Consider the following 17,040-nt stretch of genomic DNA (forward strand, 5'->3'; position numbering starts at 1 on the left):
GGGCGTGCGCGAACCGGGAAGCTAGGGGCCAACGCCCCCAGTCACCTGACGGAGAGAATCAGCCTTGGATTGGCAAACCCTGCTCAACCGCGAACGCCTAGGCAAGCCGCTGCACAGCCCGCAAGAACTTGGCCGCAGCCCTTTCCACAAAGACCATGACCGCATCATTTTCTCCGGTGCCTTCCGCCGCCTCGGACGCAAGACCCAGGTGCACCCGGTCACCAGCAACGATCACATTCACACGCGCCTGACCCATTCGCTGGAAGTCAGTTGCGTCGGCCGTTCACTGGGCATGCGAGTGGGCGAAACCCTGCGCAGTGCCTTGCCCGAATGGTGCGACCCGGCCGACCTCGGCATGGTCGTGCAGTCGGCGTGTCTGGCCCACGACATCGGCAATCCGCCGTTCGGCCATTCCGGTGAAGATGCTATTCGTCACTGGTTCCAGCAGGCCGCCGGGCGTGGCTGGCTCGACGGCATGAGCGAAGCCGAACGCGCTGACTTTCTCAACTTCGAAGGTAACGCCCAAGGCTTTCGCGTACTGACTCAGCTGGAGTACCACCAGTTCGACGGCGGTACACGGCTGACCTACGCCACCCTCGGCACTTACCTGAAATACCCGTGGACCGCGCGCCACGCCGACTCCCTGGGCTACAAGAAACACAAATTCGGCTGCTATCAAAGTGAGCTGCCGCTGCTTGAGCAGATCGCCCACAAACTGGGCCTGCCGCAAATCGAAGACCAGCGTTGGGCGCGTCACCCGTTGGTGTACCTGATGGAGGCCGCCGACGACATCTGCTACGCGCTGATCGATCTCGAAGACGGCCTCGAAATGGAGCTGCTGGAATACGCCGAAGTCGAATCCCTGCTGCTCGGGCTAGTGGGCGACGATCTGCCGGAAACCTATCGTCAGCTCGGCCCGCAGGATTCGCGACGACGCAAACTGGCGATTCTGCGCGGCAAGGCCATCGAGCATTTGACCAACGCTGCGGCGCGGGCCTTTGTCGAGCAACAGGACGCACTCCTCGCCGGCACGCTGCACGGCGATCTGGTCGAGCACATGCACGGCCCGGCCAAGCGTTGCGTCCTGAACGCCAAGGACATCGCCCGCAAGAAAATCTTTCAGGACAAGCGCAAAACCCTGCATGAAATCGGCGCGTATACGACGCTGGAGATCCTGCTCAATTCGTTCTGCGGCGCCGCGCTGGAACAACACAACGGTCGTACGCCGTCATTCAAAAGCCGGCGCATTCTTGATCTGCTGGGCAGTAACGCACCGGATCCTCAGGGTTCGTTACACACGTCGTTTCTGCGCATGATCGATTTCATTGCCGGCATGACCGACAGCTACGCCAGCGACATGGCGCTGGAAATGACCGGCCGCTCCAGCCACTGACCCCATCGCGTGCGGGCGCCCATGGTTTTGGCTACCCGCATGCAGCCCTCCCAATGTCAACCCGAGAACTTTTAACGCGTCACTGACAGGGCTGAAGATCCACAATGACCACGCGGCGATTCAGCAAGTTTAAATATCTATAAAAAGCCATTTACAGCCAGTACTTGCAAATCATTCAAGTCAAACTATAAGCCTCTTCAAATTCTGCTCCTCCTTACGTCAAACCTAGTTTGAACGTAGTCCGTTTCCTTATTAGTTGTAGGATTAATCCGATAACGTGACTGGAGCCATGTCACTTCATGCGAGTGCTCATTCAACTGAGCTAAGGTGCGCGCTTTATTCGTGCTTGCATGGGATTTGATTATGAACTCCGTTTTTATTGTCGACGATCACCCGGTCATCCGTCTCGCCGTTCGAATGCTGCTGGAGCATGAAGGTTACAAGGTCGTCGGTGAAACCGATAACGGAGTCGATGCCATGCAAATGGTGCGCGAGTGCATGCCCGATCTGGTCATTCTCGATGTGAGCATTCCCAAGCTGGACGGCCTGGAGGTGCTGGCCCGCTTCAATGCCATGGGCTCGCCGTTGAAAATCCTGATTCTGACGGCGCAGTGTCCGACACTGTTCGGCATTCGCTGCATGCAATCCGGCGCATCGGGTTATGTCTGCAAACAGGAAGACCTGAGCGAACTGGTCAGTGCAATCAAAGCAGTACTTTCCGGTTACAACTATTTCCCCAGCCAGGCATTGAATCCGGTTCGTAGTGACGATATCCGTTTTGCCGAACTGGAACTGTTCAAATCCGTCAATGATCGCGAGTTGATGGTTTTGCAATTGTTCGCCCAAGGCCGCACTAACAAGGAGATCGCCAAGGGCATGTTTCTAAGTAATAAAACCGTCAGCACTTACAAAAAACGCCTGATGCAGAAACTCAAGGCCAAATCCCTTGTAGAACTTATCGAGATGGCCAAACGAAACGCACTCGTGTGAGAGCCCGCATGCCCAGCCGTTTGAAGGACTATTTAATTTCGTTGAGTGCAGGTCTTTACCTGAGCGCCAACGTGTTCGCCATGCCCGGCGGTTCACCGGACTATGCCTTGCTAAGCAGGTCGGCAAACGAGCCGGTATCGATCACGTTCGATAAGTCCCAGCGGCAATGGATGCTTGCGCGTAGCGAACTGGTTCTGGGCACTTCGGCGCCTGACTACCCGCCGTTTGACATGACGGTCAGTGGCAAGGATTACGAAGGGCTGACAGCTGACTACGCCGGACTCCTTGGCCAGGCCACCGGTCTGCCTGTCCGGGTGCAGCGCTTTCCATCCCGGGATGCGGCGATTCGGGCACTGGTCGATGGCCAGGTCGACCTGCTGGGTACCGCGAACGGGTTCGAAGCGAGCAATGCCAACCTGGCGCTGTCGACCCCCTATGCCATTGACCTGCCGGTGCTGGTCACCCGCGAAGACGAAACCCGCTCACTCACCGAAGGCCTGGCCGGGCTGCGCCTGAGCATGGTCTATCACTATTTGCCGTTACCCGAAGTCAAGGCGCTGTATCCCAAGGCGCTCATTACCTGCTACCCCTCCTACCAGAACGCGATCAACGCCGTCGCGTTTGACCAGGCCGATGTGTTTCTCGGCGATACCCTGTCGACGCATTACATGATCAACAAGGGTTACCTGAACAATGTGCGCATGGCCAATTTCGGCAAGCAGGAAGCCCAGGGTTTCAGCTTCGCCGTGCGCCGCAACAACCCACAATTGCTCGACATCGTCGACACCGTGCTCAAGGCAGTGCCTGCCAGCGAACGCGACAATATTGCCAAGCGCTGGAGCGCCGGCAGCGATCTGTTGCTCACCGACCGGAAAATGCAACTGACCCAGCGCGAAGAAGTGTGGCTCAAACAGCATCCGGTGGTCAGCGTGGTCGTCAATGAAGCGTTCGCGCCCCTGACATTCTTTGACAACGACGGCAATTTTCGCGGCATCAGTGCCGACCTGCTCGAACTGATCCGCCTGCGCACCGGCCTGCGTTTCGAGATCCGGCGCAGCCGCAACGACGCGGAAATGATCCAGCAGATAGACCACCATCAAGCCGATCTGATTGCAGCATTGTTGCCGACAGCGGAGCGCGAAAAAACCCTCAACTTCAGTCGTCCCTATCTGGAAAATTCCTACGTTCTGCTGACCCGCAAGAGTGCCGACGGCCCGACCAACCTGGGCCAGCTCAAAGGCAAACAACTGGCGATTGCCCAAGGCAATCCGATGGTCGAATACCTGCGCCGAGAGTATCCGCGCATCCAGTTGATCGAAACCGCGGATACCTTCAGCGCGGTATCGCTGCTCGCTGAAGGGCATGTCGACGGCGCGGTGAACTCACTGGTGATTGCCAACTACTTCATTTCTTCGCGGATCTTCAATCAGGCATTACAAATCACCACCACCATCGGCACCGGCCAGGCTGCGTTTTCGCTGGCAACCGCCCGGGACAACACGGAACTGGCGTCGATCATCAACAAAGCGTTGTTGAGCATCGCCCCCGATGAGCTGGGCGTGATCAATGGCCGCTGGCGCGGTTACTCCACGGCATCGCAGAACATCTGGCATAACTACCAGCGCCTGTTCTACCAGGTGATCGTCGGCGCTTGCCTGTTACTGCTGCTGCTTCTGGCCTGGAACGCCTATATGCGTCACCAGATCAAACAACGTCAGGCCGCCGAGCGCGCGCTGAACGACCAGTTTGAATTCATGCGTTCACTGGTCGATGGCACACCGCATCCGATTTATGTCCGCGACCGCCAAGGCCTGCTGCAAAGCTGCAATGAAAGCTACCTCGAAGCGTTCAATGCCAAACGCGAAGACGTCATCGGCAAAAGCGTCATTGAGGGCACCTTGAGCAACGCCTTCGAGGCTCAGGCTTTTCAGGCCGATTACCAACGCGTCGTCGCCGAAGGCACACCAATGGTGGTCGACCGGCCTTTGCACATCGGTAACCGACGCCTGACGATCTATCACTGGATACTGCCGTACCGTGACTCCAGCGGCGACGTAAAAGGCATCATCGGCGGTTGGATCGACATCAGCGAACGCCGTCAGTTATTCGAAGAGTTGCGTACGGCCAAAGAACAGGCAGATGAGGCCAACCGGGCAAAAAGCACGTTTCTGGCGACCATGAGTCACGAAATCCGCACGCCAATGAATGCCGTGATCGGCATGCTTGAACTGACACTCAAACGTATGGATCAACAGCATCCGGATCGCTCATCAATCGACACGGCTTATCATTCGGCCAACGATCTGCTGGGTTTGATCGGCGATATTCTCGACATCGCACGGATCGAATCCGGGCGTCTGAGTCTTTGCCCGGAACGGGTCAATCTGGTCGATACCGTGGCGTCTGTGGCAAGAATCTTCGAAGGCCTCGCCCGGCAGAAAAACCTCACCCTGCAAGTCATCTTCAATCCACCGGACCTGGCAATCGATGTGCATCTGGACCCCCTGCGTTTCAAACAGGTGCTGTCGAATCTGGTGAGCAATGCCATCAAATTCACCGAGCAGGGGCATGTGCGGATTACCCTGGACCTCATGAACACCGAGGTGCCGGCCCGTGCCTTGATGCAACTGACCGTACAGGACACTGGCGTCGGTATCAGTGCCGAGGACCAGCAGCGCTTGTTCGAACCATTTGCCCAGGCGGAAAACAGCAGTCAACAAGGTAGAAGCGGGGCAGGCCTGGGACTGGTGATCAGTCGCAACCTCTGCGAAATGATGGGCGGGCAACTGCAATTGAACAGTCAGCCGGGCATCGGCACTCAGGTATGTATCTCCCTGGCGCTGGAAACCTTGCCGATACAGCTGAGCACAGTGAAAAGTGAAGCGGCGATCAAGACATCGCAAACGCCCCTGCGTGTGCTCGTGGTAGATGACCATCCGGCGAATCGATTGTTGATGTGTCAGCAACTGGAGTTTCTCGGACATCACTTCAGCATTGCCGAGAACGGCTGCAGTGGCCTGGCACTGTGGCGGGCGGGCCATTTCGACCTGGTGATCGTCGACTGCAACATGCCGTTGATGAATGGCTACGAATTGACTCGCGCCATTCGCCAGCATGAACTCCAGGCACGCTGCCCGCCCTGCACTGTGCTGGGCTTTACGGCCAATGCACAGCCGGAGGAAATCCAGCGTTGCAAACAGGCCGGCATGAACGATTGCCTGTTCAAGCCCTTGAGCCTGAGCCTGCTCAGCCAGTGGGTCGATGGCATCACGCCGACGTGTGCACCACCGGCCTTCAACCTGCAAAACATGAACATGCTGACCGGTGGCAACCCTGCTCAAGCCCGCCGTTTGCTGGCCGAGTTGCTCAAAAGCAGCCGTCTCGATCGTCAGGAACTGCTCGCGCTGTCGACTGAACATGATCGCGCGGCGCTGGCGGTGGTCGCTCACAAGATCAAGGGGGCCGCGCGTATCGCTCAGGCATCACGCGTGATCGAGTGCTGCGACGCCCTTGAGCAAGCCTGCGCCGAGGCCTTGTCGACAGACGAGATCGCTCGCCGTTGCGAAGCGAGCAACCGGGCGATGCTCGATCTCGAGCACGCCTTGCAGCAGCAATTGACGGTGTCGGATCAAAGCACAATGAGCCTGCCTTAACTATGCTTGGCGCTGAGCAGTGAGTTAACCATCATGGAGAGCCCGAAATGCCCAGCCCACTGCGCCCGGAGCAACGCCGGTTTCCGCTGCATGTGCACATCAGCGTCATGTTCACCTTCCTGTTGCTGCTTACAGGAATCGTGCTGGGCCTGTTCAATTACCACCAGACCACGCAGATCATCCTCTCGAGCAGCGAAAAACTGTTCGAACGGATCGAACAGGACGTGCGCCTGGACATGGCGGCCACCTATCAGCCGATCCGCCATTTGCTGAGTTTGCTGGCGGACAACCCCGCCACTCAGGCTGCGCGCCTTGAACAACGCATGCCCCTGCTCCGCCCCTTCAGCCAGTCGCTCAGCGACAATCCCAACCTGGCGTCGCTGTACCTGGGTTATGCCAATGGCGACTTCTTCATGGTCCGTCCACTGCGCAGCGCAGCACTGAAAACGCTGCTCAAGGCCCCTGAAGCGGCGGCGTATCAGGTCTGGAGCATCGAGCATGACCCGCAGGGCGCGATGCACTCGCAATCGCTGTTTTTCGATCAGGCACTGACCCCGATAAGCCGTCAGGACAACCCAGGCGACCGCTACGATCCGCGCAGCCGTGCCTGGTTCAACGATGCCCGTCAACAAGAGGAACAGATCACCACCGAGCCCTACGTGTTTTTCTCCACACACAATGTCGGCACGACCTTGGCCCGGCGCAGCGGCGAGAACGCCGTGATTGGCGCGGACCTGACGCTGGTCGCCCTGTCCGCCGCGCTGAGTAAACATGTCGTCACCCCCTCCACCGAGATTGCCCTGTTCGACGCCGAGGGCAACGCCGTGGCCTACCCCGACAGCGAGCGCCTGATTGTCGACGGCAGCACGGCCTCTCTGGCCAAAGCGGCGGACCTGAGTCCGGGCTTGCATACCCTGTTGTCCGGCGCAGCCAAGGGCAATCGCGTGGAAGCGGAGGGGCGCCACTGGATCGTCGCCCGCAGCAGCATTCAAGAGGGTGGCCCGAAAGGTTTGCAATTGGCGTTGCTGGTGCCGGAAGACGAGCTACTGGTCGATGCCTACCGTTTGCGCTGGCAAGGCGCGCTGATCACCCTGGCGACCCTGCTGCTATGCCTGCCGCTGGGCTGGGTGATTTCGCGGATTCTGGTCAAGCCGTTGCACGCGCTGGTCAAGGAAGCAGACGCCATCCGCAGTTTCGATTTCAATTTTCCGTTGGCACGCCGCTCGCCGGTGCTTGAAGTCGACCAGTTGAGTGTGTCGATGGCACGAATGAAAGACACCCTGGCGAGTTTCTTCCAGATCACCGACACCCTGGGCGCCGAAACCCGCTTTGCCCCCCTGCTGCACCGTGTGCTGTTTGAAACGGTGCAGATTGCTCAGGCGCAGGCAGGGCTGATCTATCTGCGTGAAAGCGACAGCAGCCGCATGGAGCCTTACGGCCTGGTGATAGATGGCACGCCACAGACCCTGGAGGCGTTCGACATCCAGGGCCACGACCTGCAGCAGAGCAACGGCCCGGCGTGGTTCAGACAATTGGTCAGCGCCAACAACGTGGTGAGCAACTTCGGCTTTGATCAGGCCGGCGACTTGCAGAAGGTCCTGCTGGCAATGCAATCGCCGCGCATCCATCTGATCGGCATCCGCCTGCACAACCGCCACGACGAAACCATCGGCCTGCTGATTCTGCTGGTGAGCGACAGCGGCACCGCAGCCGATCTGGAAAAACTGCGCCCTGATCGCATCGCTTTTTTGCAGGCTGTGTCCGGCGCGGCGGCGGTGAGCATCGAGAGCCAGCGTCTGCAAGCCCGTCAGAAACAACTTCTCGACGCCTTTATTCAATTACTCGCCGGTGCCATCGACGCCAAGAGTCCGTATACCGGCGGGCATTGTCAGCGCGTGCCGGAGCTGACACTGATGCTTGCCCAGGCCGCAGCAGCCAGTCAGGCGCCGGCCTTCAGCGCCTACCAACCGAGCGAAGATGAATGGGAAGCCCTGCACATTGCCGCGTGGCTGCACGACTGCGGCAAGGTCACGACGCCGGAATACGTGGTCGACAAGGCCACCAAACTGGAAACCATCAACGACCGCATCCACGAGATCCGCACACGTTTCGAAGTGCTCAAGCGTGATGCCTGGATCAGCTATTGGCAGGCGCGCGCCTTGGGCGGCGATGAGACCGCATTGGCCAAACTGCGCGACGCCACGCTGACGGCGCTCGACGACGATTTTGCCTTTGTCGCGCGCTGCAATCTAGGCAGTGAAGCGATGGCCGAAGCAGATCTGCAGCGCCTTGATCATCTCGCCCGACGCACCTGGATGCGTACCCTTGATGACCGGCTGGGTGTGTCCTGGGAGGAGAATCGGCGTCAGTCGCGCACGCCGGCACCGAGCTTGCCGGTCAGTGAAAAGCTTTTGGCGGACAAGCCCGAGCACCTGCTCGAACGCGACCCGAACGAGTTGATTCCCGAAGACAATCCATGGGGCTTCAAGCTGGATGTGCCGCGCTACAAATACAATCGCGGCGAGCTTTATAACCTGAGCATCAGCCGCGGCACCTTGACCCGCGAAGAGCGTTACGTGATCAATCACCACATGGTGCAGACGATCATGATGCTCAGCCACCTGCCCTTCCCCGGCCACCTCGACAGCATTGCCGAGATCGCCGGCGGTCATCATGAAAAAATGGACGGCACCGGTTACCCGAAACGCCTGAAGCGTGAGGACATGAGCCTGCCGGCGCGGATGATGGCGATTGCCGATATCTTCGAGGCGCTGACCGCAGCCGATCGCCCATACAAGAAAGCGAAAACCTTGAGTGAGGCGTTGGCGATCATGGCCACCATGTGCCGCGAAGCACACATCGATGCCCAGCTGTTTGGTTTGTTCATCAACGATGGCGTGTACATGCAGTACGCCGTGCGTTTTCTCGATCCCGCGCAGATCGACAACGTGGATCCGGCCAGCCTGCTGCACAAGGCTGGCCTCACCGCGTGATCAGCAGTCGGTCAGACGCAGGAAAATCGCCGCCAGTTGCTCGATACCGGCCTGATCCTGCGCACCGAAACGCGCCAGTTTCGGGCTGTCGAGGTCAAGTACACCGATCAGGCGACCGTCCTTGACCAGCGGCACGACCAGCTCACTGTTCGACGCGCTGTCGCAGGCGATATGCCCCGGGAACGCGTGCACATCTTCAACGCGCTGGGTTTGCCGAGTCGCTGCCGCCGCACCACACACGCCACGACCGAACGGAATGCGTACGCAAGCGATCTGCCCCTGAAACGGGCCGAGCACCAGCTCTTCGTTACGGTTGAGGTAAAAACCCGCCCAGTTCAGATCATCAAGCTGGTTGAACAGGAACGCCGAAAACTGCGCGGCGTTGGCGATGAAATCGCGCTCGTCCGCCAGCAGCGATTCCAGTTGTGCGGCCAACATGCCATAGCCTTCGAGGCCTTGGCCGCTTTGTTGCAAATCAATCATGCCTTGTGCTCCAACAATTTCAGTCCCACCCAGTAACGGGCGAATTGGTACGCGCAACGTCCATTGCGATTACCGCGGCCGGTGGCCCAACGCACGGCAAGGATGTCCAGTTCTTCGTCGCGCTGCCAGCTCAGGCCGGCCTTGGCCGCCAACTGGCCGATCCAGTGCTCGACGACGTTGAGGAAGTGTTCTTGAGTAAACGGGTAGAACGACAGCCACAGACCGAAACGGTCCGACAGCGCGATCTTGTCTTCCACGGCTTCGCTGGGATGCAGTTCGCCGTCGACGCGTTTCCAGTTTTCGTTGTCGCTTTCCTTCTCCGGCACCAGGTGGCGACGGTTGGAGGTGGCGTACAGCAAGACGTTGTCCGGGGCCTGCTCAAGCGAACCATCGAGCACGCTTTTGAGCACGCGATAATCGCCTTCACCGGATTCGAACGACAAGTCATCGCAAAACAACACGAAACGTTGCGGCAGTTTGCCGATCTGCTCGACCACCCGCGGCAGATCCGCCAGATGATCGCGCTCGATCTCGATCAAGCGCAGACCCGCGGCGGCGTGTTCCGCCAGCAAGGCCCGCACCAGCGACGACTTGCCAGTGCCGCGCGAGCCCCACAGCAGCGCATGGTTGGCCGGCATGCCATCGAGAAATTGCTGGGTGTTGCGCCCCAGTTGTTCGAGCTGACGGTCAACACCGATCAGGTCGGACAGGCGCATGTCGAGGCTGACTTCCAGCGGCAACAAGTAGCCGCTGCGCCCGTCGCGCTGCCAGCGCGCCGCCAGACAAGTGCCCCAGTCGATCACCGGCCGTGGTGCCGGCAACAACGGTTCGATCCGCGCCAGAACCGACTCGGCGCGTTCAAGAAAAGCATTCAATCGGGAATCCACGTCTTCTCCTCGGGCACATTCACAGTGATGATGACGATCCAGCGGCGACACACAGATAAAAATCACCCTACCAAGCCTTGTTACAAGGCGATTCGGGAACCTCGGTATCCATACATGATCGACTATGCTTGAGCAGCGAAGGGAAACGGAAGTGGTTCAACACCCCATGGATATCAAATTCACCCACCGGCTGTCATACAAGCAAGCCAGGCTTACTGTGCTGGTCGGGTTCATTCTGGGCACGCTGCTCAGCCTGCTGCAAATCGGCATCGATTATGCCAGTGAAGACGCCTCCATCAACCGTGAAATCCTGTCTTTGCTGGAAATCAGCCATAACCCGGCCTCACGGATTGCCTACAACATCGACGCCGAACTGGCGCAGGAACTGACCCTGGGCCTGTTGCGCTCACCGGCGATCATTTCTGCGCAACTGATCGACAACAACAATACGGTGCTGGCCAGCGTCAAACGCCCGGAACTGCAAAGCGGCTACCGGGTGATCAGCGACTTCCTGTTTGGCGCCAAGCGCCAGTTCGAGGATCGTCTGTATCTGGATCACTTGCCCAACGAATCGCTGGGGGTCTTGAGCCTCGAGGTCGACACCTATGCCTTCGGCAGCCGTTTTCTGCGCCGGGCCGAGGTGACCCTGCTCAATGGGTTCGCGCGCAGCCTGATTCTCACCGGCATCCTCTTGGCGCTGTTCTACGTGATGCTGACCAAACCACTGGTGCGGGTGATCCGCGAACTCAGTGGGCGCGACCCGCGCAGCGCCGAGCCGACTACGCTGGAATGTCCGTCCGGCCACGGCAACGATGAAATCGGCGTGCTGGTCAAAGTCGCCAATCAGCAATTCGAGAACATTGCCACCGAGATTCAACAGCGGCGCAACGCCGAAAACCGCCTGACCGACTACCTCGGGCAACTGGAAAACATCGTCTCGGCGCGCACCGCCGAACTCAAGGCGATCAACGCGCGGCTCAGCCAGTCCAATCAGGAACTCGAAGTCGCCCGCAGCACCGCCCTGGAAATGGCCGAAGCCCGCTCGGCATTCCTCGCCAACATGAGCCACGAGATCCGCACGCCACTCAACGGCCTGCTGGGGATGATTGCGCTGTCACTCGACGGCCCGTTGAATGCCGAGCAACAGCAACAGCTGTCGATCGCCCACGATTCGGGCAAGGTGCTGGTCGAATTGCTCAACGATATTCTCGACCTGTCGAAATTCGATGCCGGGCAACTGGAGCTTGAGCACATCCCGTTCGATCTTGGCTCGTTGATCGAAGACACCGCCAACCTGCTATCGCAGAACGCGGCGCCAAGCGTCGAGCTGACCTGCCTGATCGATCCGCACTTCCCTGCACTGGTGCTGGGCGATCCGACACGCGTGCGGCAGATCGTCAGCAATCTGCTGTCCAACGCGCTGAAATTCACCCGCTTCGGCCGAGTGGATGTGCGCTTGTCGACCTACAAGGATGGCGTGCGCATCGAGGTCTGCGACACCGGCATCGGTATCGCCCAGGACGCGCAGCTGAAAATCTTCCAGCCGTTCACGCAGGCAGGCGCCGGCATCACTCGCCAGTACGGCGGCACCGGCCTGGGACTGGCGCTGACCTACAACCTCTGCGAAGCGATGCAGGGGCGCCTGACCATCAGCTCCGAGACCGGTTTTGGCAGTCAGTTCTGTGCCGAGTTGCCTCTGCCGTGTCATACCCGAGCGTTGGTCCCGGCACCTCTGCATGGAAAAGTGCTCGCCATCACTGCGGCCAGCAGCGGTCTGGCGGAACTGTTGCAGAGCCTGCTGCCGGTCTGGGGGCTTGCGTATGAGCAGCGCACCATCGATGACTCACTGTTGGGCCTGACCCCGGACGTGGTGATTACCGATTGCCCTGAGTGCCTTTTCGGCTTGCGCCCGACGCTCGTTGCGCCGATTTTGCTGGTGACCGCCTACGGCAGCTTTCTGCCGAGCGAAGAAGCGGCTGCGCTCGCGCCTCTGCAACAACAGGCGCGGCCGTTGGCGCGCAACGCGCTTTACCAGAACCTGCGCCGCACCCTGCAACCGGACGTCGTTGCCATTAACGATGCGCAGCTCGAAACCGCTCCCTCGGTGCGGCGCGGGCGGGTGTTGCTGGTCGAAGACAACCCGGTCAATCAGTTGGTGGCCAAAGGCATGCTCGGCAAACTGGGCTGCGAGGTCATCGTCGCTGCCCATGGTGCCGAAGCGCTCGATCAGTTGGAGTATCACGAATTCGATCTGGTGCTGATGGACTGCAACATGCCGGTGATGGACGGCTACGAAGCCAGCCGGCAGATCCGTCAAAGCGGGCGCTGGCCGCACCTGCCTATCGTCGCCCTGACTGCCAACGCCATGTCCGAGGAACGCGAGCGCTGCCGTGCGGCCGGTATGAGCGACTATCTGGCCAAGCCGTTCCGCCGTGAAGAACTCGCGGCCCTGCTCGATCAGTGGATCCCGACTACGACAGCGCTTTGATCTGCCCCAACAAGTGATCGAGGCCGTCACGCAGGTCGTTGAGGCGGTCCAGATCGACCCCGCTGTCGCACAGCAACCGGGCCTTGAGCGGCCCGACCTGTTCGCGCAACGCTTGGCCGGCCGGTGTCAGGCTCAGGTGGACTTCCCGTTCATCACGCGTGGAACGCTGGCGCTGCACCCACTGCAACTGCTGCAGACGCTTGAGCAACGGCGTCAGCGTGCCCGAGTCCAGTGCCAGGCGCTCGCCCAAGGCCTTGACGGTCGGTTGCTCCGGCGCGGCGTCCTGCCATTCCCACAACACCAGCATCGCCAGATATTGCGGGTAGGTCAGACCGAGCTGATCGAGCATCGGCTTGTAGGCACGAATTACCGCTCGGGAGGCGGCGTACAACTTGAAGCACAACTGGCTGTCGAGCTTCAGCGAATCGACCGGCAGGCTGTTCATTTGAGCAGGGCTTCGATCTCGCCGCTCAGCTCCTGCGGCTTGGTGGTCGGGGCAAAACGCTTGACCAGTTTTCCGTCCTTGCCAATCAGGAACTTGGTGAAGTTCCACTTGATGCCCTGGGAGCCAAGCAGACCCGGCGCGCGTTTTTTCAGTTGCACGAATAGCGGATGCGCGTCGGCACCGTTAACGTCGATTTTCTTGAACAGAGGGAAGCTGACACCGAAGTTCAGCTCACAGAATTCACTGATCGCCCCTTCGTTGCCTGGCTCCTGCTTGCCGAACTGATTGCACGGGAAGCCCAAAACCACCAGCCCCTGATCCTTGTAAGTCTGCCACAGCTCTTCGAGGCCTTTGTACTGTGGGGTGAAACCGCATTTGCTCGCAGTGTTGACCACTAAAACCGCTTTGCCAGCGAAATCGGCCAGGGTCTTTTGCTCACCCTTGATGGTGGTGCACGGGATGTTCAGCAGGTTGTCGCTCATGGCACTGGGCTCCGCAGACAGTCAGGAAAGACCAAACATAGCGAGCAATTAAATTGTGTGCAATTTAATTATCGAATAACAAGGCGACCCGAAGGTCGCCTTCAATCGTTTAAGCGCGCGGTTCGAGGTTCAGACACACCGAGTTGATGCAATACCGCAGGCCGGTCGGCGGCGGGCCGTCGGGAAACACATGACCCAGATGCGCATCGCAGCGCGCGCACTTCACTTCCGTGCGGATCATGCCGTGCGTGGTATCACGGATTTCGGTCATCGCGCTTTCGCCAATCGGCGCGTAGAAGCTCGGCCAGCCGCAGCCGGAATCGAATTTGGTCTTGGAGTCGAACAACGGCTCGTTGCAGCAAACGCAGTGATAAACGCCGTCGGTTTTGGTCGCGTTGTATTTGCCGGAGAACGGTCGCTCAGTGGCACTGAGGCGGCAAACCTCGTACTGCTGCGGGTCGAGCATGGCTTTCCATTCTTCCAGGGTTTTTTCCAACTTTTCCATCATCACACCTCAGCGGCTGAAAAAGCCCGATCTGTACCTTTTCCACGGATCGGGCGGCACGTATGATTGCGCCTCGTCACGCACCAGTCTGGCAGCCAGACCGGGCGCATTCAAACGGATTATGGGAGCCACGGCTCAAGACGTCCGCCTGTGTGAAAACACAGGAATCCCAGCACGGTTGTCCATCCACCGCCTGGATCGTTCATTTTCGGGATCACATCGCCATGCAGTTCAGCAAATCGAACAAGCTCGCCAACGTCTGCTACGACATTCGCGGCCCGGTGCTCAAGCACGCCAAACGACTGGAAGAGGAAGGCCAGCGCATCCTCAAGCTGAACATCGGCAACCCGGCGCCGTTTGGTTTCGAAGCGCCGGATGAAATCCTCCAGGATGTGATCCGCAACCTGCCGACCGCGCAAGGCTACAGCGACTCCAAAGGTCTGTTCAGCGCGCGCAAAGCGGTGATGCAGTACTACCAGCAGAAAAATGTCGAAGGTGTCGGCATCGAAGACATCTACCTGGGCAACGGCGTGTCCGAGCTGATCGTCATGTCGCTGCAGGCGCTGCTCAACAATGGCGACGAAGTGCTGGTGCCGGCCCCGGACTATCCGTTGTGGACTGCTGCCGTCAGCCTCGCCGGTGGCAATGCCGTGCATTATCTGTGTGACGAGGGCGCCGACTGGTTTCCGGATCTGGCCGACATCAAGGCCAAGATCACCCCGAACACCAAAGCCATGGTGATCATCAACCCGAACAACCCGACCGGCGCGGTGTATTCGAAGGAAGTGTTGCTGGGCATGCTGGAAATTGCCCGTGCGCACAATCTGGTGGTGTTCTCCGACGAGATCTACGACAAGATTCTGTACGACGATGCCGTGCACATCTGCACCGCGTCGCTGGCCCCGGACCTGCTCTGCCTGACCTTCAACGGTCTGTCGAAGTCCTACCGCGTAGCGGGTTTCCGTTCCGGCTGGATCGCGATCTCCGGGCCGAAACACAACGCGCAGAGCTACATCGAAGGCATCGATATGCTGGCCAACATGCGCCTGTGTGCCAACGTGCCGAGCCAGCATGCGATCCAGACCGCATTGGGCGGCTACCAGAGCATCAATGATCTGGTGCTGCCGCAGGGTCGCCTGCTCGAACAGCGCAACCGCACCTGGGAGTTGCTTAACGACATTCCGGGGGTGAGCTGCGTCAAGCCGATGGGTGCGCTGTACGCGTTCCCGAAAATCGATCCGAAGGTCTGCCCGATCCACAACGACGAAAAATTCGTCCTCGACCTGCTGCTCTCCGAGAAGCTGCTGGTGGTACAGGGCACGGCGTTCAACTGGCCGTGGCCGGATCACTTCCGCGTCGTCACCCTGCCTCGCGTCGATGATCTGGAAATGGCCATCGGCCGCATCGGCAACTTCCTCAAGTCTTACCGCCAGTAACTGGCCAGCAGTGCGCAACGGCCAAACGTTGCGCACTGTCTGATTCAGCAACACTTCTGCGTTCCACCTCCGCGCACGCCTTCTACACTTGCGATTCATACCGGCTACCTGCGTCCGGCGTAATGGCGACGGGTCGCGGCTGGCCGTCATCCCTATCAGTTTCTGTCGTGGGAAATGTGCCGAGCACCGAAGAATCTGCTGTAGGACACAGTTTGAAATAGTCACTCAGTTGAATAGCCCGGTGCAGCACCTTATATACCCCGCAGTACGCTACATCTTTAGCTTGAGGAGATTTCTACAACCATGATGCGCATCCTGCTGTTTTTGGCCACTAACCTGGCGGTCGTGCTGATAGCCAGCATCACCCTGAGCCTGTTCGGCTTCAACGGGTTCATGGCGGCCAACGGGGTTGATCTCGACCTTAGTCAGCTGCTGGTTTTCTGTGCAGTCTTTGGTTTCGCCGGCTCGCTGTTCTCGCTGTTCATCTCCAAGTGGATGGCGAAGATGAGCACCGGTACCCAGATCATCAGCCAGCCACGTACCCGGCATGAGCAATGGCTGCTGCAAACCGTCGAGCAACTGTCCCGCGAAGCCGGGATCAAGATGCCCGAAGTCGGTATTTTCCCGGCCTACGAAGCAAACGCCTTCGCCACGGGCTGGAACAAGAACGACGCGCTGGTCGCGGTCAGCCAGGGCTTGCTCGAGCGCTTCTCACCCGATGAAGTGAAAGCCGTACTGGCCCACGAAATCGGTCACGTGGCAAACGGCGACATGGTCACGCTGGCGCTGATCCAGGGCGTGGTGAACACCTTCGTGATGTTCTTTGCGCGGATCATCGGCAATTTCGTCGACAAGGTGATCTTCAAGAACGAAGAAGGCCAGGGCATCGCCTACTACGTGGCGACCATCTTCGCCGAACTGGTACTGGGCATTCTCGCCAGTGCGATCGTCATGTGGTTCTCGCGCAAGCGCGAATTCCGTGCCGACGAGGCCGGCGCACGTCTGGCTGGCACCAGCGCGATGATCGGTGCACTGCAACGCCTGCGCGCCGAACAGGGCCTGCCGGTGCACATGCCGGACACCCTGAACGCCTTTGGCATCAACGGTGGCATCAAACAGGGCTTTGCCCGCATGTTCATGAGCCACCCGCCGCTGGAAGAGCGTATCGACGCGCTGCGTCGTCGCGGTTGATCTGACCGGTAACAATGAAAAGGCCCGCAGTGATGCGGGCCTTTTTTGTTGCCATGATTAGTTCGCGGTTGCTGATGGCCCTATCGCTGGCAAG

12 protein-coding genes are annotated in these 17,040 nt (G+C 59.3%); 7 read left to right on the plus strand and 5 right to left on the minus strand.

What is annotated here, in order from left to right; genetic code table 11:
• Positions 1–64 precede the first annotated feature (64 nt).
• The 4 genes from AC3IUF_RS20925 to AC3IUF_RS20940 all read left to right on the plus strand — a co-directional run bounded on the left by AC3IUF_RS20925 (position 65) and on the right by AC3IUF_RS20940 (position 9,029).
• Entirely contained in the window at positions 65–1,393 is a 1,329-nt protein-coding gene (locus AC3IUF_RS20925; RefSeq protein WP_007908641.1) for a deoxyguanosinetriphosphate triphosphohydrolase, read from the plus strand.
• 363 nt (positions 1,394–1,756) lie between these two features.
• The gene (locus tag AC3IUF_RS20930; RefSeq protein ID WP_007908640.1) at positions 1,757–2,383 is read left to right on the plus strand and encodes a response regulator transcription factor; all 627 of its coding nucleotides are present in this window, start codon (positions 1,757–1,759) and stop codon (positions 2,381–2,383) included.
• An 8-nt stretch (positions 2,384–2,391) separates the two neighbouring features.
• Positions 2,392–6,036, plus strand: coding sequence for a transporter substrate-binding domain-containing protein (locus AC3IUF_RS20935; protein WP_489279201.1), 3,645 nt, complete (start codon positions 2,392–2,394; stop codon positions 6,034–6,036).
• Between the two features lie 47 nt (positions 6,037–6,083).
• Entirely contained in the window at positions 6,084–9,029 is a 2,946-nt protein-coding gene (locus AC3IUF_RS20940; protein ID WP_489279203.1) for an HD domain-containing phosphohydrolase, read from the plus strand.
• Here AC3IUF_RS20940 and AC3IUF_RS20945 read toward each other — a convergent pair whose 3' ends face one another.
• Positions 9,030–9,512 carry a GAF domain-containing protein gene (locus AC3IUF_RS20945; protein ID WP_007908634.1) on the minus strand — a complete coding sequence of 161 codons (483 nt, stop codon included), beginning with the start codon at positions 9,510–9,512 and terminating at the stop codon, positions 9,030–9,032. It abuts the gene before it with no gap.
• A complete protein-coding gene (locus AC3IUF_RS20950) occupies positions 9,509–10,399 on the minus strand; it encodes an ATP-binding protein (RefSeq protein WP_007908631.1) in 891 nt (296 codons plus the stop codon). The genes AC3IUF_RS20945 and AC3IUF_RS20950 overlap by 4 nt, the downstream gene beginning before the upstream one ends.
• A gap of 166 nt (positions 10,400–10,565) precedes the next feature.
• Here AC3IUF_RS20950 and AC3IUF_RS20955 point away from each other — a divergent pair, with 166 nt between their 5' ends.
• The gene (locus AC3IUF_RS20955; RefSeq protein WP_489279206.1) at positions 10,566–12,887 is read left to right on the plus strand and encodes a hybrid sensor histidine kinase/response regulator; all 2,322 of its coding nucleotides are present in this window, start codon (positions 10,566–10,568) and stop codon (positions 12,885–12,887) included.
• On the opposite strand, the gene AC3IUF_RS20960 is transcribed toward AC3IUF_RS20955, so the two are convergent.
• The 3 genes from AC3IUF_RS20960 to msrB all read right to left on the minus strand — a co-directional run bounded on the left by AC3IUF_RS20960 (position 12,871) and on the right by msrB (position 14,319).
• Positions 12,871–13,332, minus strand: coding sequence for a MarR family winged helix-turn-helix transcriptional regulator (locus AC3IUF_RS20960; RefSeq protein WP_447786561.1), 462 nt, complete (start codon positions 13,330–13,332; stop codon positions 12,871–12,873). The genes AC3IUF_RS20955 and AC3IUF_RS20960 overlap by 17 nt on opposite strands.
• Entirely contained in the window at positions 13,329–13,814 is a 486-nt protein-coding gene (locus AC3IUF_RS20965; protein WP_007908624.1) for a glutathione peroxidase, read from the minus strand. The genes AC3IUF_RS20960 and AC3IUF_RS20965 overlap by 4 nt, the downstream gene beginning before the upstream one ends.
• 109 nt (positions 13,815–13,923) lie before the next feature.
• A complete protein-coding gene (gene msrB / locus AC3IUF_RS20970) occupies positions 13,924–14,319 on the minus strand; it encodes a peptide-methionine (R)-S-oxide reductase MsrB (RefSeq protein WP_007908622.1) in 396 nt (131 codons plus the stop codon).
• 224 nt (positions 14,320–14,543) lie between these two features.
• On the opposite strand from msrB, the gene AC3IUF_RS20975 reads away from it, so the two are divergent.
• Together AC3IUF_RS20975 and htpX are read left to right on the plus strand one after the other, a co-directional pair.
• Entirely contained in the window at positions 14,544–15,755 is a 1,212-nt protein-coding gene (locus AC3IUF_RS20975) for a pyridoxal phosphate-dependent aminotransferase (RefSeq protein ID WP_007908620.1), read from the plus strand.
• Between the two features lie 303 nt (positions 15,756–16,058).
• The gene (gene htpX, locus AC3IUF_RS20980; RefSeq protein ID WP_007908619.1) at positions 16,059–16,946 is read left to right on the plus strand and encodes a protease HtpX; all 888 of its coding nucleotides are present in this window, start codon (positions 16,059–16,061) and stop codon (positions 16,944–16,946) included.
• Positions 16,947–17,040 lie beyond the last annotated feature (94 nt).

This window comes from Pseudomonas sp. KH_040, assembly GCF_057839305.1.